Source organism: Pontibacter korlensis, assembly GCF_000973725.1.
Taxonomy (GTDB): Bacteria; Bacteroidota; Bacteroidia; order Cytophagales; family Hymenobacteraceae; genus Pontibacter; species Pontibacter korlensis.
On the sequence record NZ_CP009621.1, the window covers coordinates 2,429,431 to 2,453,301 of the forward strand.

The 23,871-nt window shown below is 47.3% G+C and carries 21 protein-coding genes, 1 tRNA gene and 1 pseudogene; 16 read left to right on the top strand and 7 right to left on the bottom strand.

Going from position 1 to position 23,871, the window contains the following annotated elements; translation table 11 throughout:
• Positions 1-58: 58 nt before the first annotated feature.
• Both PKOR_RS10640 and lolA1 read left to right on the top strand, forming a co-directional pair.
• Positions 59-2,677, top strand: a complete 2,619-nt coding sequence (locus PKOR_RS10640) for an FtsK/SpoIIIE family DNA translocase (protein WP_046310660.1) — start codon at positions 59-61, stop codon at positions 2,675-2,677.
• 27 nt (positions 2,678-2,704) lie between these two features.
• Positions 2,705-3,349 carry an outer membrane lipoprotein periplasmic chaperone LolA1 gene (gene lolA1 / locus PKOR_RS10645; protein ID WP_046310662.1) on the top strand — a complete coding sequence of 215 codons (645 nt, stop codon included), beginning with the start codon at positions 2,705-2,707 and terminating at the stop codon, positions 3,347-3,349.
• 81 nt (positions 3,350-3,430) lie between these two features.
• Here the strand turns inward: lolA1 and PKOR_RS23460 are convergent, their stop codons facing one another.
• Positions 3,431-3,949, bottom strand: coding sequence for a hypothetical protein (locus PKOR_RS23460; protein WP_052738807.1), 519 nt, complete (start codon positions 3,947-3,949; stop codon positions 3,431-3,433).
• A gap of 123 nt (positions 3,950-4,072) precedes the next feature.
• Here PKOR_RS23460 and pyrF point away from each other — a divergent pair, with 123 nt between their 5' ends.
• Positions 4,073-4,900, top strand: coding sequence for an orotidine-5'-phosphate decarboxylase (gene pyrF / locus PKOR_RS10655; protein WP_046310663.1), 828 nt, complete (start codon positions 4,073-4,075; stop codon positions 4,898-4,900).
• Positions 4,901-5,014: 114 nt separating this feature from the next.
• On the top strand, positions 5,015-5,260 hold the full coding sequence (locus PKOR_RS10660) for a DUF7683 domain-containing protein (protein WP_046310664.1): 246 nt from the start codon (positions 5,015-5,017) through the stop codon (positions 5,258-5,260).
• Positions 5,261-5,454: 194 nt separating this feature from the next.
• Here PKOR_RS10660 and PKOR_RS25565 read toward each other — a convergent pair whose 3' ends face one another.
• Complete coding sequence (locus PKOR_RS25565; RefSeq protein WP_071843135.1) at positions 5,455-6,375, bottom strand: transposase; 921 nt, start codon at positions 6,373-6,375, stop codon at positions 5,455-5,457.
• Between the two features lie 117 nt (positions 6,376-6,492).
• A pseudogene (locus PKOR_RS25570) lies at positions 6,493-6,999 on the bottom strand (transposase); the annotation flags it as partial.
• Between the two features lie 250 nt (positions 7,000-7,249).
• Between PKOR_RS25570 and PKOR_RS10675 the strand changes: the two are divergent.
• From PKOR_RS10675 to PKOR_RS10705, 7 genes are all read left to right on the top strand, one after another.
• Complete coding sequence (locus PKOR_RS10675; RefSeq protein ID WP_235337459.1) at positions 7,250-7,579, top strand: zinc ribbon domain-containing protein YjdM; 330 nt, start codon at positions 7,250-7,252, stop codon at positions 7,577-7,579.
• Positions 7,580-7,682: 103 nt separating this feature from the next.
• Complete coding sequence (locus tag PKOR_RS10680) at positions 7,683-8,147, top strand: YehS family protein (protein WP_046310668.1); 465 nt, start codon at positions 7,683-7,685, stop codon at positions 8,145-8,147.
• Positions 8,148-8,265: 118 nt separating this feature from the next.
• Positions 8,266-9,507 (top strand): DUF2851 family protein, encoded by a 1,242-nt coding sequence (locus tag PKOR_RS10685; protein ID WP_046310669.1) that lies wholly within the window; start codon positions 8,266-8,268, stop codon positions 9,505-9,507.
• Between the two features lie 33 nt (positions 9,508-9,540).
• The gene (locus tag PKOR_RS10690; RefSeq protein WP_148561666.1) at positions 9,541-10,836 is read left to right on the top strand and encodes a hypothetical protein; all 1,296 of its coding nucleotides are present in this window, start codon (positions 9,541-9,543) and stop codon (positions 10,834-10,836) included.
• 58 nt (positions 10,837-10,894) lie between these two features.
• Positions 10,895-11,530: a NeuD/PglB/VioB family sugar acetyltransferase gene (locus PKOR_RS10695; protein ID WP_046310672.1), complete on the top strand. Its 636-nt coding sequence runs from the start codon at positions 10,895-10,897 to the stop codon at positions 11,528-11,530.
• A 159-nt stretch (positions 11,531-11,689) separates the two neighbouring features.
• The gene (gene trhO / locus PKOR_RS10700) at positions 11,690-12,658 is read left to right on the top strand and encodes an oxygen-dependent tRNA uridine(34) hydroxylase TrhO (RefSeq protein ID WP_046310674.1); all 969 of its coding nucleotides are present in this window, start codon (positions 11,690-11,692) and stop codon (positions 12,656-12,658) included.
• 166 nt (positions 12,659-12,824) lie between these two features.
• On the top strand, positions 12,825-13,682 hold the full coding sequence (locus PKOR_RS10705) for a nucleoside phosphorylase (RefSeq protein ID WP_046310675.1): 858 nt from the start codon (positions 12,825-12,827) through the stop codon (positions 13,680-13,682).
• A gap of 109 nt (positions 13,683-13,791) precedes the next feature.
• Here PKOR_RS10705 and PKOR_RS10710 read toward each other — a convergent pair whose 3' ends face one another.
• From PKOR_RS10710 to PKOR_RS10720, 3 genes are all read right to left on the bottom strand, one after another.
• Positions 13,792-14,091 (bottom strand): hypothetical protein, encoded by a 300-nt coding sequence (locus PKOR_RS10710; RefSeq protein ID WP_046310676.1) that lies wholly within the window; start codon positions 14,089-14,091, stop codon positions 13,792-13,794.
• Positions 14,092-14,225: 134 nt separating this feature from the next.
• Positions 14,226-14,525: a hypothetical protein gene (locus tag PKOR_RS10715; protein ID WP_046310677.1), complete on the bottom strand. Its 300-nt coding sequence runs from the start codon at positions 14,523-14,525 to the stop codon at positions 14,226-14,228.
• A gap of 81 nt (positions 14,526-14,606) precedes the next feature.
• A complete protein-coding gene (locus PKOR_RS10720) occupies positions 14,607-15,617 on the bottom strand; it encodes an acyl-CoA reductase (RefSeq protein WP_046310678.1) in 1,011 nt (336 codons plus the stop codon).
• A gap of 115 nt (positions 15,618-15,732) precedes the next feature.
• Here PKOR_RS10720 and PKOR_RS10725 point away from each other — a divergent pair, with 115 nt between their 5' ends.
• Both PKOR_RS10725 and PKOR_RS10730 read left to right on the top strand, forming a co-directional pair.
• Positions 15,733-16,083 (top strand): 4Fe-4S dicluster domain-containing protein, encoded by a 351-nt coding sequence (locus PKOR_RS10725; RefSeq protein ID WP_046310680.1) that lies wholly within the window; start codon positions 15,733-15,735, stop codon positions 16,081-16,083.
• A gap of 179 nt (positions 16,084-16,262) precedes the next feature.
• Positions 16,263-18,896: a valine--tRNA ligase gene (locus PKOR_RS10730; protein ID WP_046310681.1), complete on the top strand. Its 2,634-nt coding sequence runs from the start codon at positions 16,263-16,265 to the stop codon at positions 18,894-18,896.
• An 81-nt stretch (positions 18,897-18,977) separates the two neighbouring features.
• On the opposite strand, the gene PKOR_RS10735 is transcribed toward PKOR_RS10730, so the two are convergent.
• Positions 18,978-21,710, bottom strand: coding sequence for a S8 family peptidase (locus PKOR_RS10735; RefSeq protein ID WP_046310683.1), 2,733 nt, complete (start codon positions 21,708-21,710; stop codon positions 18,978-18,980).
• A gap of 436 nt (positions 21,711-22,146) precedes the next feature.
• Between PKOR_RS10735 and PKOR_RS10740 the strand changes: the two genes are divergently transcribed.
• From PKOR_RS10740 to PKOR_RS10750, 3 genes are all read left to right on the top strand, one after another.
• Positions 22,147-22,602 carry a hypothetical protein gene (locus PKOR_RS10740; protein ID WP_046310685.1) on the top strand — a complete coding sequence of 152 codons (456 nt, stop codon included), beginning with the start codon at positions 22,147-22,149 and terminating at the stop codon, positions 22,600-22,602.
• 201 nt (positions 22,603-22,803) lie between these two features.
• Positions 22,804-23,550, top strand: coding sequence for a carboxypeptidase-like regulatory domain-containing protein (locus PKOR_RS10745; RefSeq protein WP_071843137.1), 747 nt, complete (start codon positions 22,804-22,806; stop codon positions 23,548-23,550).
• Positions 23,551-23,675: 125 nt separating this feature from the next.
• A tRNA-Leu gene (locus tag PKOR_RS10750) sits at positions 23,676-23,757 on the top strand.
• Positions 23,758-23,871 lie beyond the last annotated feature (114 nt).

The window sequence follows — 23,871 nt, forward strand, 5'->3', positions numbered from 1 at the left end:
AGTCTAAGGCATTGCCACGAAAAAGTGTAAATTTGAGATTCTAACGATAGCTGAGGGTATGGCCAAGAACACTTACAGAGATGACACGCTGCAAGCAGGGCGGAAGAATGAGGTGCGTGGTAAGAATGAGCCACGTGGGGCAAATGTGCCGAAAGGACAGAAGCCGAAGAAAGAGAAGAAAAAATGGTCTTTCCGAATTCCGCTACCCCAAATTAATCTAAGATTAGGCTTTATGCAGGACCGCCGTTTTAAGTTAACGGTAGGCTTCTCTTTTCTGCTTTTCTCATTTTTCCTGACCATAGCCTTCGTGTCTTACCTGTTTACAGGCAATGCTGACCAAAGCGTGGTGGAGACAGTAAGTGGTACCGGCTTAAAGGAGTCGGGGCAGGAGGCAGAGAACTGGTTGGGCCTTTTCGGTGCCTGGTTGTCGCACTTCTTTATCAATGATCTTGTAGGCATCGGTGCCTTCTTCCTGATACCTGTACTTTTCTTTACAGGCTCTAAAATTGTTTTTAAGCGAGCTAATGTGTCGTTAAGCTATGTGCTGGGGCTGTGCAGCTTCTGCATGCTTTGGCTGAGCCTGACAATGGGTTATATCGTTTTCTCGACTAATACAGTAGGCAGGCTTGGCTTTCTGGGAGGTGCAGTAGGCGTGGAGTCTGCTATTTGGCTTAACAGCCTGATTGGCTGGGGATCCTGGCTGCTGTTGGGCTTCCTGCTACTGGTGTTTATTGTTAGCTTCTTTAATATCACAAGTATAAACTGGAGCAGTCCTAAACCTGCCACACTGGCTACCCAAGCCGTTGGCGCTGAAAGAAATTACGCAGAGAGTCTGGGCGACGTGCTAGGCGCGAAGACAAACAACATCAATCATAATGCTGATCCAACCGCTTCATTAGCCTTTGAGGAAGCAGAAGAGGAAGTGCCGTTTGATGATGAGGACGAAGAGATAAACCGTGCACTGGAGATGGAGCTGAATGCACTTCAGCAGCAGAAAAAGTCTGAACCGCCAGCAGCTCCGGAAAAGCCTGCTTCACCGTCTCTGGAACTGGACATAGACCTGCCAGAGGAGGATGAACTGTTGGAAGAGGAAGAGCTGGAAGAAGAGCCTGAAATGGCGCTCCAGATAGAAGAGACGCCGGAGGAGGAGACAGTGATTGGGGACATGGAAAACTACGACCCTACGCTGGACTTAGCCCGTTATCAGTATCCGAACCTGGAGCTCCTAAACGACTATGGAGCTAACAAAATCCAGGTTACGAAGGAGGAGCTCGAGGCTAACAAAGATAAGATTGTAGAAACGCTGGCGAACTATAACATCAGCATCGCCAGTATCAAAGCCACTATCGGTCCAACTGTTACCCTTTATGAGATTGTTCCGGATGCCGGGGTGCGTATCTCTAAGATCAAGAACCTGGAAGATGATATTGCCCTTAGCTTAGCGGCTCTAGGTATTCGTATTATTGCGCCAATTCCAGGTAAGGGTACGATTGGTATTGAGGTACCGAATACGAAGAAGGAGATGGTATCTATCCGCTCTATACTTTCCACGGAGAAGTTTATGAAGAGCGATATGGATTTGCCGATTGCCTTCGGTAAGACTATCACCAACGAAGTGTTTGTAACGGATTTGGCTAAAATGCCACACTTGCTGATGGCGGGAGCTACCGGCCAGGGTAAATCGGTTGGTCTTAACACTATCCTGACATCGTTACTATACAAGCGCCACCCATCCCAGCTAAAGTTTGTTCTGGTTGACCCTAAGAAGGTGGAATTGTCGCTGTTCAATAAGATTGAGCGCCATTTTCTGGCTAAGCTGCCGGATACCGATGAGGCTATCATTACCGACACGAAGAAGGTAGTGAATACGCTGAACTCGCTGTGTATGGAGATGGACATGCGCTATGACTTACTGAAGGATGCAGGCTGCCGAAACCTGAAGGAGTACAACCGCAAGTTTGTTGAGCGTAAGCTAAACCCACAGAAGGGCCACCGCTTTATGCCGTACATCGTGCTGGTAATTGACGAGTTGGCTGACTTGATGATGACAGCTGGTAAGGAGGTAGAAACTCCGATTGCCCGTCTGGCACAGCTGGCTCGAGCCATTGGTATACACTTGGTAGTGGCTACGCAGCGTCCGTCGGTAAACGTCATTACAGGTATCATTAAAGCTAACTTCCCGGCCCGTATCTCCTTCAAAGTAACCTCTAAAATCGACTCCCGCACCATTCTGGATGCCGGTGGTGCTGACCAGCTGATTGGTCAGGGTGATATGCTTTTCTCTATCGGTTCTGACATGATTCGTATTCAGTGTGCCTTTGTAGACACGCCAGAGGTAGATCGCATCTGTGAGCACATTGGAGAGCAGCAGGGCTATAGCGATGCGTATTTGTTGCCTGAGTTTGTGGGTGATGAAGGTGGAAACGAGAAAGCCGACTTCGACCCGAGCAACCGCGATCCATTGTTTGAGGAAGCCGCTCGCGTGATTGTGCAGCACCAGCAGGGAAGCACCTCATTGTTGCAGCGCCGCCTGAAGTTAGGCTATAACCGCGCCGGCCGCTTAATAGATCAGCTGGAGTCTGCCGGTATAGTGGGACCTTTTGAAGGAAGTAAGGCCCGCGAAGTTTTAATTCCGGACGAGTACAGTTTGGAACAGTTATTGAATACACTTGGATAGAAAACTAAACAAGTACTTACATACGACATGAAAAAATTACTCTCCTTACTGCTGGTTGTGCTGATGTTTGTATCCGTGGCGAATGCGCAGCAGGATCCTCAGGCTACTAAGATACTCAATGCCATGAGCCAGAAGTACCGTACCATGAAAGCCTTTAAAGCTGATTTTGCCCAGACCCTGGAGAACCCTTCTGCCAAGGTGAAGGAAACCATGAACGGCAGCATTACCGTGAGCGGCGACAAGTATAGATTAGGTGTGAGTGGCCAGGAAATTATCAGCGATGGTAAAACAATGTACACTTTCCTAAAGGATGCCAATGAGGTAACTATAACCGAGACAGATGAAGAGGCAGAAGCTATGGCTCCCAGCAAGATCTTCGACATGTATAAGAAGGGCTACAAATATGCTTATGCCGGCACCGAAACAGTTGGAGGCGTGAAGCACGATGTAGTAGAGCTTTCACCAGAAGACCGCAAGAACCCGATCTACAAGGTGCGTCTGTACATCAGTCAGAAGGACAAAACTTTAAGAAGCTGGCAGATGTTCCGTAACAACGGAAACCGCTATACTTATACTATTAGCAACTTTCAGGCAAACCCAACACTTGCCACTGATGCCTTCACTTTCAACAAAGCCAAGTATAAAGGCGTAAGTGTAGTAGACTTAAGGTAAACCAACCAATTTTATGATAAAGGAAAGGCTGTCCCAACGGGGCAGCCTTTTTATTTTTATGCTTGTTCTGCTATTGGTGCATTAATAAACTGCGTAGTCAAGGCGCAGGTTAAAGTTGCTCACTTTATTGGGCTCTACCAGTACAGGGTTTATGCCGCCCTGTCCGTCTATCCCGTTGGCGTACAGCTTTCCATCTTCCACAACAAACACAGAATAGGTGCCGGCAGGGAGCTTAGCCTGATAGAATCCCTCAGCATCGCTACTAACGGTTAATATGGGTCTTGCATTGATGGTATAATATTTCTGGTCATGCTGTTCTACATCCTGTATTGTGGTGTAAGGGTATATTTTTATACTTCGTTTTACAGGGTACTCTTTGCACGTGCTGTTCTCATCAATAATAGGCATACAATTACCTTCAATCAGTGTTAATGTTCCAGCAACTCCCTCTGTTATTGTTACTTTATCCTGGTTAAGCAGGAGGAGCCTCTCTGTATTGTTAACCCACTGAGATGTTATTTCTGGCTCATCCTCTTTACTACAACCAGAAAAGGCAAGTACAGAAAACGCTAAAGTTAATATGGCTGATGCTGCTCTCATTCGCGTGACTTTTATTGGAAGACCCGTGCTGGTGCTGATTAGTTGCAAGCTAAAGCTAATCTAAACTTTCACCCTCTGGTGCAAATTTATACTTTTGTACAAACCACACAGCACACATACCCCATGACAAGAGAGCAGCTTTTCGAGCAGATACTGAATAAGAAATCTTACCTGTGCATCGGCCTGGATACAGACCCCCTGAAACTCCCTCAGCACCTGCTGGACCTGGAGGATCCGGTTTTCGAATTTAACCGCCAGATTATAGAAGCTACCGCCGATCTATGTGTGGCCTATAAACCTAATATTGCTTTCTATGAGGCACAGGGGCCGCAGGGGTGGGTAAGCCTGCAAAAGACGCTGCAGGTAGTTCCTAAGGATATTTTCACAATTGCTGATGCCAAGCGTGGCGATATTGGAAATACTTCAGAGCTGTATGCCCGTGCCTTTTTCGACAACATGGATTTTGACTCTGTTACAGTTGCTCCTTACATGGGTGCCGATTCTGTAAAGCCTTTCCTGACGCAAGATGGTAAATGGGTAATTCTGCTGGCGCTTACCTCTAACGCCGGTAGCCAGGATTTCCAGATGCTGCGCCTGGAGGATGGTAACGAGGAGTACCTGTTCGAGCAGGTGCTCAGAACTAGCCAGCAGTGGGGCAATGCCGACCAGCTGATGTATGTGGTTGGAGCTACGCAAGCGGAGTATGTGCAGCGCGTACGCCAGTTAGTGCCGGATAATTTCCTGCTGGTACCGGGCGTAGGTGCACAGGGAGGTAGCTTAGCGGAGATTTCTCGTTTAGGTATGAACCGCCAGTGCGGTCTGCTGGTAAACTCTTCACGCGCTATCATCTACGCCTCTTCGGGTAAAGATTTCGCAGCAAAAGCTCGTGAAGCAGCCCTGGTTGTACAGCGGGAGATGGAGATACTACTTGAGGAACTGTTGGTAGGGTAAAGTTCAGAACTGCAGGAGCATAATAGGAAATTTAGTGGCTCGGTGCTGTTTAGCCGCCGGATTTGGAGATAAACGGAGAGTTCTTATATACTATAGTTGCCATTAATTATAAATATGAAAGTAATAAGGCAGTTTAATGTCTTCGACAGAGAAACAGATAAGTTAGTTGAAGAAATACTTATTACTGATTTTAAATTAGAAGAAATAAAAGGAGTTATCCGACCATCAAAGCATGACCCAGCCTTGTACGACTGCTATGAAGTAGAAGGAAGCCTTAAAGAATATTTTGAAGGACTAGGTTATAGTTTCGATTTAGAAAGTAAGATTTACTTCTTGTGTTGCTTTCAAGATAAGGAATAGCATGGATTCTTTGAAGTTGTTTATTAAGCTAGCTTTTCTGCTAATCACCTCCTTGATTATATTTATATACTTTGGACTGCTACATGAAAAGATCGTTAGACCAAATTTTAAGAACATGGGGACTGAGGGATTCTTTTTCTGGGGATTTGTTGTGCTTATAATGATCACCCTTGATGTATTCATTGTACGCAATCTTATCTATAAAATGAAGAGCAGAAAAAAATAATTATGGCCAACAAAGGTAGCTGTTGCACAACTCTAGCGTAACTTCTGGTCCCTATCCCATTTCTGATTTCACTTCTCTTCAGAGTAGCCAAAATTAAGTTGAAGAATGCTTCCAGCTCCGGCCTGGGCAGGGCCATGACGGCTGCCTGGCTTGTTTTCGGGGTAAAGCGCAGGAGCTTCTGCAGGTTGTAGGCTGCGGCGGCCATCAGCATGCCCTTGTGGGCCAGCCCTAGCCCGCGGGTGTTGACCCTGCGCATGCCCAGGAAGTCGAGCAGCGTGCCCAGCACCGGCTCGACGGTGGCCTGCCGGAGCCGCTTCATGTGCCTGCCCCAGCGGCTTTGGACGCGGGTGATGGCCCGCTCGTACTCCTCGCGGAAGGAGGTGATGTTGACTTTCTTCTCGTGCTGCTTGCCGATGCAGCCCTCTTTGCGGGGGCAGCCCTTGCAGTCCTTGCGCGTGGTCAGGTAGAGCCTGGAGCGGACGTTGTTGCGTTTGGCGTTGACGATCTCCTTGCGGAAGGTAGCCTTCTTGCCCTCGGGGCACAGCCAGTAGTCACCCTCCCGCACGTAGGTGAAGCCCTCGGGCCCGCCCACATAGGTGCCGTGGGGCGGGATGAAGGCCGTGATGCCCTCCCGCTCCAGCAAAGCGTAGTTCTCCCCCGAGCAGTAGCCGGTGTCGGCCAGCAGGGCCGTGCAGCCCAGCCCCAGCTGGTGCAGCCGCTGGTTCAGGTGCTTGACTACGCCGGGCAGGCAGATGCTGTCCTTCTTGTCGGCATGATCCGCCTGCACGTGCGTGATCACGTGGCGGTGCGTGTCGACCGAGAGCTGCAAGAGGTAGCAGAGCTTGCGGGCCTTGCCCGGCTTTACGGCGATGCGGGCGTCGGGGTCCACCGGGGAGTAGTGCGTCTTATTGCTGGTGTACTTGGCGCCCTTGTTGTGGGCGCCGGGGTGCAGGTCCTGCTCCAGGCGCCACTTGCGGTTGCGGGCTCGGATCTCGAGCAGCTCCTCTCAGCTGGCCGTGAGGGTGCGTTGCTCTTCTGTGGCCCTGTTGATGAGCGCCTTGCGGTCTCCGCGGCTGATGGCCCGGACCTGCTGCAGGTGCGCATTGAGTGTTTCCGGTGCTACTTTCAACTCGAGCGCATCCATGGAGGCGTTGGCTTTGACCAGGGCTGAATCTACGGCTTGGGTGTGGCCGGAAACCATACCGGCCTCCACGCACAGGGAAAGCACGCGGGTGAAGACCTCTTCAAAGAGCTCGGCGGGCAGGAGCTGGCGGGTTCTGGAGACAGTCGAGTGCCAGGGCAGCGGCTCGTCGAGCTGGTAATCAAGGAAGTACAAAAGGTCCAGCCTAAGGCTGCAGTGCTCGATGAGCTTGCGGTCGGAGGCGATGTTCTCCAGGTGCGCCACCAAGCAGAGCTTGAAGAAAACGACCGGGTCAATCGACTGCTGGCCACAGCGCCCGTAGTAGGGCTGAGTCAGCTCGTAGAGAAACGAAAGGTCGAGCCTGTCCTTGAGCCGCCGGTAAAATTATGCCCCGGCACCTAGAGCCGAGAGCGAGAAACGAAGCTCCCGCTCGTCTTCAAAAGTTTTCCTGCCCTGCATCCCCACATCAGTTTGGTACTATCCTCTTTTACGCCTATCTTCAGTAGGTTGTGCAACAAGCACAAGGTGTAGACGTGAGCTACGGCCGACAGCCTCGCCGCTCCACACAAAAAGCCGTTGATCAAATGAAAATCATAAAATACATACCACGATGTCAGAAGAAATGAAGCAATGCCCAAAATGTAATTCGCCTTATGGCTATTCGATGGGTGAGGAAACCTACGCTTGCCCTGAGTGCGGAAATGAGTGGAACCCGAATGAGGTGGAAGAGGAGGCAGGGCTAAAGGTAGTAGATGCAAACGGAAATATTCTGCAGGATGGCGACTCTGTGGTGGTAGTTAAAGATTTACCTGTAAAAGGTGCTCCAAAACCTGTAAAGGCCGGAACAAAAGTAAAGAACATACGATTGACGGACGGAGATCACAATATAGACTGCAAAATAGATGGCTTCGGCTCAATGGCACTTAAATCTGAGTTTGTAAGAAAGGCATAACGTATTCTTTCATAATTATTGGTTTCGTGTAAGTGCAGCGCGTGCGCCAGGTAGCGCCGGATAAATTGTTAAATTGCCGAACAAGTATAAATCCAGAAGATAAATGACCAAAAACGATATACTCCGCCGCATCCGCTATACCTTTGATTTCGGTGATGATAAAATGATTGCACTTTTCGGTTCAGGTGGGAAGCAGGTAACACGTGCTGAGGTAAGCAACTGGCTGAAGAAAGAGGACGACCCGGAGTACAAGGAGTTGAATGATGAGCACCTGGCGGCATTTCTCAATGGCTTTATCAACGAAAAGCGTGGCAAAAAAGAAGGACCACAGCCCGAACCGGAGAAGCGGCTGAATAATAATGTCATCCTACGTAAATTTAAGATCGCCTTGAACTTGAAGGACGAGGACATGCTGGAGATACTTGAACTTGCAAAATTCCGCTTGAGCAAACACGAGTTGAGTGCCTTTTTCCGTAAGCCTGACCACCAGCATTACCGCCCTCTGAAAGACCAGATTCTACGCAATTTCCTGCACGGTATGCAAATTAAGTACAGAGGGCAAGACTGATAAGAGCAGCTCTTTCTGCCAATACTATAAACGCCTGTCCCAACACACGGGGGCAGGCGTTGTTGTTTAAGTTTGATTTTATACTATACTTTCTGCATCTTAAGTGTAAACTCACAGCATGAAAGAGGATTTTCTGCACTACGTTTGGCAGCACCAGTATTTTGATAAAACTACTTTGGCTACCACCGATGGTGAGCCGTTGCAGGTGCTGCGTGTTGGGATTTATAATACCGATGCAGGTCCGGATTTTAAGGAAGCCATACTCCGGATAGGGGAGGTACAGTGGTCAGGAAGTGTAGAAGTACATTTGAATTCCTCCGATTGGCATCGTCATCAGCATGATCAAAAGTATGACCAGGTAGTGCTGCATGTGGTATGGACGGCTGATGTACCTGTAGTAAGAACTGATGGTACAGTGATGCCAGTGCTGGAGCTGCAAAACCGGGTCGACCTGCGTCTGCTGCAAACTTACGAGCAGCTTCAAAAATCTAAAAATAAGATTCCCTGTGCTCCCTTTTGGCCAATTGTGCCTGATGTAACTAAAGCCCTGATGCTAGAGCGGGCCTTGGTAGAGCGTTTGGAGGAGAAAGGACAGGAAGTGCTGCAGGTATACGACAGCTACGGTAACGATTGGGGGCAGGCTGCTTATCATACTTTGTTGCGCGGCTGCGGCTTCAAGGTTAATCAGCAGGCATCTGAGTTGATGGCAAAATTGCTGCCGTTCCACGTGGTGCGCCGTCACCAGCACAGTTTGTTACAACTGGAGGCGCTGTTGCTGGGACAGGCAGGTTTTCTTGATGCCGACGATGAATATGCACAGCAGCTTCAGCAAGAGTATTCTTTCCTGCAGCACAAATATAAACTACAGCCCCTGCAGCGCCATCAGTGGAACTTCCTGCGCATGCGTCCAGCCAACTTTCCTACCGTACGGCTGGCACAACTGGCAGCGCTGTTACATCAGCATGCATCTCTTTTTACAGCCTTACTGGAAGCAGAATCAATAAAAAAGTATGAGCAGATCTTCCAGGCGCCGGTGTCGGAGTATTGGCAGCTGCACTACATGTTTGGGCGGGAAAGCAAAACAGCCTCAAAGGGAATGGGTAAAATCAGTGCCCAGAATTTGGTGATTAATGTAGCCGTGCCTATACTTGCTGCCTATGCTGTACACAGCGGCGACCGTACTTACTTGGATAAGGCTTTAAACTTATTGGAACAGTTAAGGGAGGAAAGCAACCGCTACACCAGGTATTATGAGCTACTAGGCTGGAAAGCTAAGTCAGCTGCCGATAACCAGGCAGCATTAGGGCTGTATAAACGCTACTGCCATCCCGTAAACTGTATGCGCTGTGCGGTTGGTTGATAACAAAATCATGAAAAAGAATAGCACCACCCTGTGAGTATACTGTTCGTTTACCTCATCAATATACTTATACTTGTTGGCCTTGTTTGGTGGATGTATCAGCAGAGGTGGGTTAAAGAACTGAAACCGTACTTTTGGCCTGCTTTGGGTACAAAAATGGCTGTTGCAATAGGCTTTGCTGTATATCGCTATACTTATGGAGCTCCTAGTGATACGCATGTCTTTCATTCAGCAGGTCTAAAACTGCTGGAGTATGCGCAACAAAGTTCAAAAGGTTATTTAGACCTTTTACTTTATAACCACTTTGAAAGTGAAGTTTTGCGTGCTTCGCTACCATTTACCCAATATCCAGACTTTACAAACTCCTTTTTCTTTATTAAGCTGTTAAGTGTATTCAACTTGGTAACAGCGGGGCAGTACCACCTGAATAACTTGTATTTGTCGCTCTTCAGCTTTGGGGGGAGTGCGTATTTAGTGGCAGTACTGTCGCGTTTGTTTCCGAAGTATAAAGTGGCAGCTGTGTTAGCTTTTCTGTTCTTTCCGTCGGTGGTGCTTTGGAGTACTGGTGTGATGAAAGAAACAGTTATGTTTGGCAGTATGTGCTGGCTGGTTGCAATCGCCTTGGTACTGTCACATAGGCACAGGCTTACTGTTTGGGGTTGGCTGTTGCTGCCATTGCAACTTTACCTGTTCATCAAAATAAAGCTCTTCTATGCGGCTTTGTTGCTTCCGCTACTGTTGGGTTATGTGCTGGTTCAGCATCTTAAAAAATACGTTAAGGCTTTAGTTACTCTTAAAGCGCAGTTGCTGCTTTTGTTAGCGTTGGCAGGTATAGTGGTGATGGTAGTGATGTGGCAGCGAAGCGTTTTTAATCCTGATTTTATACTTTGGAACCTTGAGAGTAGTTATACCTCACTATTGCAGCGGTCTAAAAACGCTCCGCATATTCATCTGAACGATTTAGAGCCAACCATCCAAAGTATGCTCCTCAATTATCCGGAGGCAGCCCTAAGTGCGCTTTATCGTCCGTTCATTGGCGAGTCCCGGAAGGTGCTGTACCTGCTTAGCGGATTGGAAAATCTGCTGTTGCTTATACTCACAGGTACAGCTATAGCCTCTGCATTCAGGAGGAGTGCAAGTGTAAAAGTAGAGCTGCTGCATGTGGTGTTGCTGGTGTTTATATTGGCCATGGCCGGAGTAGTAGGTCTCTCTACTCCAAATTTTGGTACCCTGAGCCGCTATCGCATTGTATTTCTGCCTTTCCTGGTATACTTGCTGTTGCAAAATGTGTATGCCAAACGGCTTCTGCAGCGCCTTAGACTACTGTAGCCATACTTTCAAACTCCCACACTTCTTCGTACCTTTGCGCCTTATTTAAGATTGAGTTATGCAAAATCCGGTAATCATATTGGGTGCCCAAAAGCTTGGTACCACCGCACTAGATATCTTTAACAGTAACAGCGTAATGGTGTACTGCTTTCTGGATGATAACCAGAAGCTACAGCAGGAAGAGATAAACAATGTGTCGGTGATGAGCAACACCGAAGATAACGAGTTCCTGAAACTGGTAGGTAAGAAGTGCGACGTATTTGTGGCTGTTGATGATTCCGCAGCACGTAAAGGCCTGATCAAGATGCTGAAAGATGAGCATAAGGTAGTGCCGGTAAACGCCATTCACCGTTTCAGCGCTGTGTCAGAATATGCATGGGTGGGCCATGGAAATCTAGTAGGCGCAGGTGCTATTATTAACAACAATGCTAAAGTAGGAGATAACTGCATCATCCACTCCAGAGCATTGGTTGATACCAAAGCTGAGATAGGTAACTACGCAGAGATAGGTGCAGGTGCTATCATCAATTCCGAAGCAGTGGTAGAGGAAGGGGCCTTTATAGGTACAGGTGCTGTAATAGTGTCTGGCGTGAAGATTGGCAAAAATGCCCGTGTTGGAGCTGGCTCTGTGGTAGTGGCTGACGTGCCTGCCAAAGCCACAGTTTTTGGCAACCCAGCTGCTCCAGTAAAGTAAACTTTTATACTTGCCAATGCTGTTACAGAACTGACAAAGGTCATTTTGCGGCAAATGGGTACTTCATACTTTTGCTGCAACAAGCATTCATTTTTCTTAACAACAGCTCCTAAGGAGCGGATTATTAATTTTTAACACTTAGCGAGAAACTAAGCAGTTATGAACAAAACCCACAGCATACTACTGTACTATTGCTACACGCCGATAGAAGATCCGGAGGCGTTTCGTGAGCAACATCACCTTTTCTGTCTTGAGCTAAACCTGCTCGGCCGCATCATTGTGTCGAAAGAAGGCTTGAACGGTACCCTTTCAGGTCTGAAAGAAGACTGTGACAAGTATATGGCAGCCATGCACGCTGATCCACGTTTTGCCAAGATTGACTTCAAGGTAGACTACTCAGACAAGCACGCTTTTGCGAAGCTGCACGTGCGTACGAAAGCAGAGATTGTACATTCTGGCCTGTTGCACATCGACCCCAACGCACGCACTGGCAAACATCTGGCTCCTAAGGAGTTTAAGGAGATGAAAGACCGCGACGATGTGGTGGTGCTGGATGTGCGCTCAGACTACGAGCACAGCGTAGGTCGCTTTAAGAACGCTGTTACGCTGGATATCGAAAACTTCCGTGAGTTTCCGGAGAAGGTGCAGGAGCTAAAAGAAAAGTATAAGGATAAGAAAATCCTGACGTACTGCACTGGTGGTATCAAATGCGAGAAAGCAAGTGCCTTCTTGCTGGAGCAAGGCTTTGAAGATGTATATCAGCTGCACGGCGGTATCATTAAGTATGGTATGGAAGCTGGCGGAGAGGACTTTGAGGGCAAGTGCTATGTGTTCGATAACCGAGTGGCTGTGGATGTGAACACTGTAAACCCAACGGTTGTTTCCAGGTGCCATGTGTGCAACACGGAGAGCGATCGTATGGTAAACTGTGCGAACCCTGTGTGTAACCTGCACGTGCCAATCTGCGAGAAGTGCGGCTGGGAAATGGATGGAGCCTGCTCAACAGAGTGTAAAGAACATCCGGAGAAACGCCCTTACGACGGCACAGGTTACTACCAAAAAGAGATGAACGGCTATAATCCGCTGAAAGGATTCAACCGCAAAAAGAAAACTGACGTACATGTATAAGTATTCTCTAAAGCTCAGAAAAGCGTGTGCCTAATCAGCCACGCTTTTCGTGTTTTTAACCTAGACAAAGGACATAAGACGTAAGATAAAAGGCTTAGTGTGTATAAACTCCAAAGTGATTGATCAATAGTCTTTTGTCTTATCTGCTGTGTCCTCAATAAAATCTATGGCTTTTATTCCAGAATCAGAACTAATCATAAATCCAAACGGTACGGTTTACCACCTTAACCTGCTGCCAGAGCATATTTCCGACACCATCATCACGGTAGGAGACCCGGAGCGGGTGGCAAAGGTGAGCCGACACTTCGACGAGATAGAGGTAGTGGTAGCCAAGCGGGAATTTATCACGCACACGGGCTACTATAAAGGCAAGCGCCTGACGGTTATCTCCACTGGTATGGGCACCGATAATATCGATATCCTGATGAACGAACTGGATGCGCTGGTGAACATTGACTTCCAGAGTCGTACAGTGAACGAGGAGAAGATCAAGCTGAATATCATACGCATCGGAACCTCAGGCTCCCTGCAGGAAACGGTGCCGCTAGGTAGCCATCTCGCTTCACACTATAGCATAGGCTTGGACTCGCTGATGGAGTTCTACCAAATCGAGCAGTCAGAAGAAGAGCATAGCATCACGAGGGCCTTACAGCAGGAGTTGGGTATAGGTTTTAAACCATACTGTGTTACTGCCTCGCCGCACCTTCTTGAAAAGGTTGCCTTTGACATGCTGCCGGGGTATACGTTAACCTGTCCTGGATTTTACGCTCCTCAGGGGCGTGTACTGCGCGGGGGATTGCGGAATGAGCGTTTGCTGCATACGTACCAGAACTTCCGGCACAATGATTTTATGCTCACAAACTTCGAGATGGAAACAGCCGGATACTACAGCATGGGCCGAATATTAGGTCATAATGTGCTGTCGTTAAACGCTATTGTGGCTAACCGCATAACGCACCAGTTTGCCGACAATGCGGAGCAGGTAATTGATGACCTGATTCTAAAAGTACTGGAGCGCATCTAAGTATAAAGCGTTACCCTTAAAAACAAAAACAGCTTGCTCAGTTCTTCTGGGCAAGCTGTTATACTTTATACTTCCAAAGTATAAGGGGCAAAGGTTTGGGTTTCATAGTTTAGCAGTAGTTAATTTCTAAGATAGAACGCAGTGGCAGAAACATACCAGATCTCAGAAGTACAAAGTCCTTATCCAATCCCCACAATGTTGCTTCTACGCACTTCTTCTCTCCAGAGGCTGTCTTAAACGTGATCATAGATTTGTTGCGGTTGGTGTTGCTTAAAATTGTGGCACGGTTGGCATCGTCATAGCGGCGACTTTTTTCTGATGAATCCTGTAGCACATCTTTTTTACTGAATTTTAAAGTTGGGATTCGCTCTTTGCTGATTAGTTTGGTGTTGTTCTGTTGTTTTTGCATAGTTTAATTATTTGGTGTGGTATATATAGTGCAGATATCATGCCATAATGGTGTTTAAACATTGTTGTGCAGCAGCTGCAAAAAAAGCAAGTATGGGTATACTTGCCTGGCGCTAAAGGAGGAGAAGTACTACTCTAGAAGAATTCTATCCCTATAATCGAGGAGACAGGAATAGAGCAGCCTGCTTTCAGCGTCATATACTTATCGTCAACTGCCCATACTGTGGTATCCACGCGGCGCTGTTCGCCATCGGCAGTCTGGAAAGTGATTTCCACTTTACCACGGTAAACATTACCAAGGGAAGCTGCGCGGTTCAAGTCCCATATGCGCTTCTTACGAGCTTCGGGATCTGTGAGTACGTCATCGTGCCCAAAGCGGAGGGAAGGAATTACTTCCTTCTCTACCATCGGGATAGGGTTTACAAAGGTTTCCATGTGCAATTGTTTAAGTTAACTACAACCAATATAGGAAACCGTCATATTATGTGCAATGTTTTAACGCTGATTTTTAAGGAACTACAGGCGCTGCAAAAACGCTAGTGTGTCTACGCCATCGGCATAATCCCACACCATTGGGTTTTGGGCCTCACCAAACGGAATGCTGCTCTCCAGCCAACCATGTGCTGATACCACTACCTGCGTTTTATCTTTCACCTCGGCTAACTTCTGGCGCAGGTCAGACAGTGACGTAAACGTGTCGTAGAATAAGACCGAAATAGGAGATACCAGGTTATTGCTTTGCTGCACCAGCATAAAGCCGTTGTCGAAGTGAGGCACGCGGTTAACCAGAAGTATAGACTTGTTGTAGTCGTAGTTGTTCTGGTATTTGTGGTGGTCTAACAGGTTTTCACGGTGCTGATTTGCCTCAAAGAACTTATCAAAAATATACCCCTCCGGCACAAATACCTTCGACACATTACGGCACCCTAAACCATAGTAACGGAAAACATCTTCGCCTAAAGCTTTCAGATCATCTGCTTCCTCGTGCCCCGTTAGCACACCAATGCTTGTTCTGTTTTTGCGGATAATGTGCGGGCGCTTGGCAAAGTAGTACTCAAAGTATCGCGCAGTATTGTCAGAGCCTGTAGCAATTATGGCATCAGCTTCTTTCAGCAGCTCTACAAACTCTATGTGGCTTCCAAAAGCCGGCTCAATGCCTATAAGCATGTTTGCAAGGCGCTTTACCAGTATATCATCGCTGGAGCTCAGCTTAGCCAATAAATGGTGCCCACTGATCAATACGGCAAGAAAATCGTGGAACCCAACCATAGGAATATTGCCAGCCATCACCACGCCAACCTTCTTAGGTGTAACCTGTTTAAGGTGGTAAGGGTAAAGCCACTCACGGAGATACTGCTCTTGCAGCATGGTAACAATGCCACTTAGAGCACAGGTAACATTCTCTTCTGTAAACCAAGGGTTACGCGAGGCGGCTGAGAAGGCCAATGCCTGCCGCTCCTCAGGCGTCAGGTTTTGCAGCTGTTTCCCGAGTTCTACAAAGGCTTCTATCCTGTTCTCTAATGTCATGGCAAATTGTATGGCTTATAAAAAATTACTTGATAGGGATACTGATTGTTCCTAATTTTGTTCTTTAAAAGAAACAGAAGTACAAAAGTATAAAAAATATACAGGAGATACGACTATGGCTATAATGATAACCGATGAGTGCATTAACTGCGGAGCTTGCGAGCCAGAATGCCCGAATACTGCCATTTACGAAGGCGGTGCGGAGTGGACTTGGGGCGGCGGTACTGCATTAACGGAAGTTGAGATTGACGGAGGCGAGGTTGTGCCGGGTGATGCCCCACAGACACCTATTTCAGATGAGTTTTACTACATCGTTTCCGATAAATGCACTGAGTGTATGGGCTTCCATGAGGAACCGCAGTGCGCTGCCGTTTGCCCTGTGGATTGCTGCGTAGACGACCCAGACTACCGCGAGACAGAGGAAGAGCTGCTGGCCAAAAAGTCTTGGCTGCACCAGGAAGCTTAGGAGTAAAGTGTGATTTGAGGAAAACCTGCTCGTTGAGGCAGGTTTTTCTGTTTAGGGACAAATTAGGGTTTCAGGCATTTACTTCTGCCCATCAACAATCAGTAACTAACAACCAACAATTAAAGCAAAATCCCTAATTTTGCTTTTTAGCATAATACGCCGAAAATAACTTGTATAAGATGTCTATCTCAACAAAATATAACCCCAAGGAAGTAGAGAAGAAGTGGTACGACAGCTGGATGCAGCGCGGCTTCTTCCACTCAGAGCCAAATCCTAAAAAAGAGCCTTATACCATCGTGATTCCGCCGCCAAACGTAACCGGTGTGCTGCACATGGGACACATGCTCAACAATACCATTCAGGATGTGCTTATCCGCAGGGCACGTATGCAAGGCAAAGAGGCTTGCTGGGTACCTGGTACCGACCATGCTTCTATCGCCACAGAGGCAAAGGTTGTAGCCATGCTCAAGGAGAAAGGCATCAATAAAAAGGATCTGACCCGTGAGGAGTTCCTAAAGTATGCTTGGGAGTGGAAGGAGAAATATGGCGGCATCATCCTGGAGCAGCTTAAGAAGCTAGGGGCTTCCTGCGACTGGGACCGCACCCGTTTTACCATGGAAGACGACATGAGCGCTGCCGTAATCGAGGTGTTCGTAGACCTGTACCGCAAAGGACAGATTTACCGTGGTGTGCGCATGGTAAACTGGGATCCGCAAGGCAAAACCGCACTTTCTGATGAGGAGGTTGTGCCGAAAGACACCATGGCCAAAATGTATCACCTGAACTACGAGATAGTAGCTGATGGTGCAGCAGAGCCAACTTATATCACCGTAGCTACATCGCGCCCTGAAACCATCATGGCTGACGTGGCTGTAGCTGTAAACCCGAACGACGAGCGTTATACGCACCTGCATGGTAAGTCTGTTCGCATTCCGTTGCTGGGTAAGGAGATTCCGATTATACAAGATGAATATGTATCCATCGACTTCGGTACGGGTGCCCTGAAAGTAACGCCAGCCCACGACTTGAACGATTACGAGCTGGGCCAGAAGCACAAGCTGCCATCGATCGACATCCTGAACGATGATGGTACCCTGAATGCACAGGCGCAGCTGTACGTGGGCCAGGATCGTTTTGAGGCACGTAGAAACATTGTAAAAGACCTGAAAGAAGCCGGCTTGCTGGTGAAGGTTGAGGAGTATGCCAGTGTACTGCAAACATCAGAGCGTACGGGTGCTGTAATTGAGCCGCGCCTTTCTATGCAGTGGTGGTGCAAAATGGATAAGATGGCCAAGCCTGCCCTGGAGTCTGTGATGAACAATGAAATCCGCCTGCACCCGCCGAAGTTCAAGAATATGTACCGTTCCTGGATGGAGAACGTGCACGACTGGTGTATCTCACGCCAGCTGTGGTGGGGACAGCAGATACCAGCCTACTACTTGCCGGATGGCTCTTATGTAGTGGCTACCACTGCTGAGGAAGCTTTGAAACTAGCCCGTAAGGAGAGTGGCAACGAAAGCCTGCAGCTTGAAGACCTGCGCCAGGACGAAGACGTGCTGGATACATGGTTCTCTTCCTGGCTGTGGCCGATCTCAGTGTTCGATGGTTTCAAAGACCCGGATAACAAGGACATCCTGTACTACTACCCAACCAACGACCTGGTAACGGCTCCGGAGATCCTGTTCTTCTGGGTAGCACGTATGATCATGGCTGGTTTCGAGTTCCGTAATGAGCTGCCATTCCGCAATGTATACCTGACAGGTATTGTGCGCGATACGCAGGGGCGCAAAATGTCTAAGCAGTTAGGCAACTCACCAGATCCGTTGGACCTGATCGAGCAGTACGGAGCAGACGGTGTGCGTGCTGGTATGCTGTTCAGTTCTCCAGCCGGAAACGACCTGTTGTTCGACGAGAAACTGGTAGAGCAGGGCCGTAACTTCAGTAACAAGATCTGGAACGCCTTCCGTCTGATTAAAGGATGGGAAGTAGACGAAAGCCTGCCGTTCCCAAACGAGACAGCCGTTAAGTGGTTTGAGTCGCGCTTTAACGAGGCGTTCGTGCAGATTGAGGATCACTTCAGCAAGTTCCGTATTTCGGATGCATTGCTGGCCGTATACAAGTTGGTGTGGGACGACTTCTGCTCTAATTACCTGGAGATGATCAAGCCTGCTTACCAGCAGCCGATCGATAAGCAGACAATAGATGCCACCACTGCTTTCCTGGAGAAAGTGCTGAAGGTGCTGCATCCGTTTATGCCGTTCATCACCGAGGAAATTTGGCACGAACTGAAGGAGCGCAAGGATAAAGAATACCTGATCGTTTCTGCATGGCCTAAGAAGGATAAGTTCGATAAGGGTATTATCGAGAAGATGGAGAACGTGTTGAGCATTGTTGGTGGTATCCGCAACGTGCGCAACTCGAAGAACATTCCGAATTCTAAGCAACTGGAGCTGTCGATTAAAAACCTGAGCGGCACAAACTATGAGCCATTCCTGGGCATTGTTCGAAAGCTAGCTGGTGTAAGCGAAGTAAGCTTTGTGCAGGAGAATTTAGAAGGCGCTATCAGTTTCGTAGAAGCCGGCGACGAGTTCTTCATCCCAATGGAGGGTAATATAGATGTAGACGCCGAGCGTGAGCGCCTAACGAAGGAGCTGGAGTACACCAAGGGCTTCTTGGCATCGGTAGATAAAAAATTGAGCAACGAGCGCTTCGTAAACGGTGCACCCGAGGCTGTAATTGCCAGCGAGCGTAAGAAAAAGGCCGATGCTGAGGCCAAGATCAACGCCATTGAGCAAAGCCTGGCTGCGCTGTAAGTAAGTCTTAAAGTATAAAACAGAAGCGGCTGTTCTCGTAAGGGAACAGCCGCTTCTGTTTTATACTTTACTCTTAATTGCTTAGTGCACCAGCATCATTCTGTTAGAAGAAACTTTGCCGTTAGCGTTTACACGGTAAATGTAAGTTCCGCTTGGCAGGTTGCTACCGTCGAACTTCAGACTATGGTTACCAGCAGGCATGTTTTCTGCAACAAGAGTCTGCACTTTATTGCCAAGCACGTCAAATACCTCAACTGTTACATAAGCATCTTTTTCCACACCATAGTTGATGGTAGTCACTCCATGGAACGGGTTAGGGTAAGAGAAGCTCTTTTCCCACAATGCTGGCTCAGCCTTCAGCTCAGATGTGCTAGACGTAACAAGAGGCTGGGCTAATGTTTGCCATCCAGTGAAAGTACGTGTAATAACTACTGCAAAGTCAGCGCGTGTTACATCTTGCAAAGGCTTAAATGTAGCGTGTAAAGTTGGAAGCAGGTCATAAGGTCCTTGTGTTACAGAATAGTACGCATTGATCAGGTTAAGCTCAAGTGCTACACTCACATAACCTTCTAAACCCGCCGGTATGTCTTTAGCGTCTTCTATTGGGTAATCTTTGCCATCAACATTAACTGTTACAGCTTTACCATTTCTGTTTAGTGCTTCCTGCTGTAAGCCAAGCGACTGTACCAGAGAGTATGCCAAACTAGCTCTGTTTACTTTACCATTCGGAGAGAACTTGCCTGCTCCATCTGCTAGTATAACGCCGTTATTGGTGTGGAAACGGTCTCTCAGAGCTGCTCCTTTAGCAGAAACAGATTCGGCCAAGAGGAGCTGGTCAGATTTCAAATCACTAAAGGAAGAAGTGCCATTAGTGGGCATGTACTGGCGAACGGCCTGGCCCATCATCAGATAATCTGCCAATTGAATTCGCTTCAGAGGTTCATCAGGCTTGAATCCACCACCGCTTAAACCATCCGCTAAGCGTGCGCTTACTGCTAGCTTTATAGATGCTTCGGCTGGGTGACCTGCAATGTCGTTTAGGCCAGTGGCACCGAGCATCTGCTTGGTTGTTACATATCCGTCAATCTTTTCAGGAATAGCAATACCGTTCAAGCCTGAGATTTTAACTGTCCAAGTACCTGGAACTGGATTTGCAACTGCCACGGTACGGTCATGGTACAAGGTGAAAGCAACATAGATACCTGATCTGTACTCTTGGCCGTCAGGCGAGATGAGGCTTAAGTTTACAGGATTTCCAGTTTCACCGGAAACGCCTCCTGCCAATATCTTGGCTTCTATGCCGGTTGTGCCCTCTGTAACCTCAAAGGTTTCTGAATTTCCGGATGTTAAGATAGGATCAAAGTTGATAGAGAAAGGAATTCTTTCTTCTCTGGAATTTATGTTGCTGTTGAATTTTCTGTTGATGTTAAGAGTCGAACCAAAGGAAGTGCTTCTGAATATATGGTCGACAGCGGCATATGCATTTACATAGCCTGCACCTATTTCCCATGACTCATGACCTGGGATGTTAGTGGCTGTAAGCTCTAGAATGCTCTTTACCTGATCAGCAGTAAGGGAAGGGTTTGCGTCTAACATAAGTGCTACTATACCTGCCACATGTGGAGTAGCCATAGAGGTGCCGCTCATGTGGGTGTAGAAAGGTACATGAGCTGGGTCAAGCTCTGCAGCATCCATATCTACAGAAAGTGAAGAGACAGGGGCTAAAACTCTTGTTGATACAACATCAACTCCAGGCCCAACTACCGTCGGACGGTTCTCATAGGTCCAGGTTCTGCCACCTGCAGTGAAGGTGCCCTTGTCGCCTTTAAGCCCTCTTGATGAGAAATCAGCCAGTCTGCCATATCTGTCGCCTGCACCTACAGAGATTACCCATGGTGCTACAGCATAAGGGTTATGCGTATCGGCACCAGGTCCGGAGTTACCAGCTGCAAATACAGAAATTATGTTGTGCTGATATGCTTTCAGAGAAGCCACGTTTACCGGGTTATTCGGATCAAATGGTCCTGATGAGCCCCATGAGTTACTAATAACTCTGATGCCATATCGTGCTTGATTGATAAGGGCATAGTCATACCCACCAATCGCGTCCAGAATAAATAAGGCACCACCAGAGCCGTAGCCGATCAGGTCAGCACCTGTTGCTACACCAGCATATTTGCCGTTAGACATGGTTCCCAATCCTCCTACTGTACCAGCACAGTGGGTGCCATGCCCTGAGTTAGTATCTGTGTTCGGTACATTTTCTAGCCAGGTAGGGGGAGCTAGGGTTGTAAAGCTGTTTAAGTTAGTGGTGCCTAAAACATTTTGCTTTAAGTTCTTTCCTAGTTTAAGATCCTCGTGTGTGCCGTCAATACCACTATCGTTGATAACCACGGTTACGCCTTTGCCAGATACAGGAAGGCCACCATTTTTAGTGGTCATTTCCATGTCTGTTCTTAATCTTTGTACACCTGTTAGATGGGTGTCATGGTAGTTGTAATAGATAAGCTTTTTGTTTAGGTAAAGTGACCTTACCTGCTCATTTTTGGCAAGAGCATCTATTTGTGATGCAGTAGCAAGTACGCCAGCTATAGGGAGAGTCTGAAAGGATACACCAGATGTAATACCTAAGCTGTTTAGTAAAGATAAATTGGCAGGAGTAGGAGAGCTGTCGCCGTGGAAAGTTACTACTACTTCAATCGGGCTGGTAGCTGTTTGTAAGAGTTGCTTAAGCTCTTTGTCAACAGTTGCCTGTGCCAAAGCAGAACCCGTAAAGAGAACGAGTGCTACAACCAATGTTAAAAGTTGTTTCATGGGGGAAGATGAGTTAAAAGTGTTACATATAAATTGTATTAAATAAGTTGGAACGTTAGGAGTAATTGCACTAAGCAGGATATGGCTCAGCTGCAATTCTTCGTGTGCATATAGTATTACTAAGTAGGTGTGGGAGCGGATGTAGTTGCATTATACTATATATGAATGATTTTGTTGTTGCTTAAAGGTATATTTTTTTGAAAATATATCATGTGTTATAACATTATTTCCTAGGGGAATGCAATGCCGTTTCTTTAACATTAATTTAGTGGATAAAAATAGAGTTATTGTACTTGTTTTATTATACAATTGAATTATGTTGATGATGTAACATCAGTAATGAATACAACAAGGATAAATATCAGCACCCATGCAACCATTGGGCATGGTTTGGAACTCTCCTTACAAAAGAGACCAATCCGCACAACCTAAAACTATGGCCAACTACTTCTTTCCAATCTTGCTTATACTTTTAGTGTGGCAGTGCCAGGATGAGGCCCATACAGAGGTAAAGCCGCAGCATGCAGCTTTGGGTAAGGCGTTCACTTTAGAGCAGGGGGAGCAGGTAAAATTAGCCGCAAGTGATTCAATGGTACTTGAGTTGATGTTGGAAGAGGTGAAAGATTCCCGTTGCCCAGAGGATGTAGTATGCGTTTGGCTGGGCAATGCCACGGCTATTGTCAGAATTTCGTACGCAGCCAACAGAGGGCAGAAAGTAAGCTTCTGTATCGGCGATTGCCGCCCAGATCCGGTGAGGACCAAGCACACAATTGCTGTTGAAGTAGGAGAGCAGGAGTATGAGGTAATATTATTGGAAGTGTCTCCTTACCCTAACACCAATCTCGAGGAGACAGCCAAGCATGTAAAGTTACTGGTCAATAAGATAGACTGAAGTAACTATTATCAACGTCATGCCTAGGGAAATGCATGCCACCTGCTCCTTAAGAAGTACGACTGTTACAAGTAAGTTGCTAATACGGTGACTTTCTATTAATATCTGCCACCCTTGATTCCTTAGTATGAAACAGACTTTAACAATTCTGCTACTGCTATGTGCGTTCATTTCTGATGCTCAATCAAGATCCAAGGCAGAGTGTTGGGGAGTCATAACGACGATTCTCTTTCCTATGTCAACATAGGTATATGGAATAAGAACATAGGAACAGCCTCGGATGAACATGGAGTCTTCAAGCTTGCCTTGTCGCAGGAGCATGCTCTGGATACACTTACTTTTTCGGCCATTGGCTACAAGGAGTTATCAATAGCAGTACAGGATATAAATAAATCAGAAGAGCTGGAAATTAAACTGGTGGAAAAGGTGGCAAACCTGCAGGAGGTGGCGGTAACCGGGCGTAAGATGAAGATTAAAAAGCTGGGTATAACAGGCCGCCTGCCTGTGGTGTGGGGGAATCCGGATAGAAGAGAAGAGCTCAATATTTATGAGTTTGCAAACCTGATAGAGATAAAAGAGAAGCCAACGCAACTACTTTCCGCCCATTTTTACCTCACTAGCTCTAAAATGGACTCGGCTTTGTTCCGCATTAACCTGTACAAGGAACGCAACGGTATGCCGGGCGAACGACTGGCAGAGCAAAGCATAGTGCAGCGCCTTTCTACTAAGGAGGGGTGGGTGCGCATTGATTTAAAGCCATTCGGTGTGTATACAGAGGAGGACTTTTACCTGGGCATCGAATACCTGCCGGCAGCTGATGCTGAGAGGAAGTCTATCATGCTGGGCGGTAAGTTAGGAGGTTCAAGCTATTCCAGAAAAGCGAGCCTGTGCAGTTGGGAAAAGTTTGTCGGTGCCAGCCTGAGTGGCTATGTGACTGTACTGCAGTAGCTTTATAACTCAGGTTATACTCTGCTAAGCTTTGTTAAAAAATATCCGGCACCAGATGCATTGTTAATTAAAACCAGCTATTATATTTGCAGTACCAATCCTCAGCAGCTGTTTAGGATTGAAATGCGCAAGTGGCGAAATTGGTAGACGCGCTGTCTTCAGGCGGCAGTTCCGCAAGGTGTGAAGGTTCGAGTCCTTTCTTGCGCACAAAACGAGGCTAATCTTTTTAGGTTAGCCTCGTTTGTTTTTATACGTATTAATTCTCCTGCTATACAACTTAGCTAAAACACAAAGCCCCTTCTGTCTTACTCAGAAGGGGCT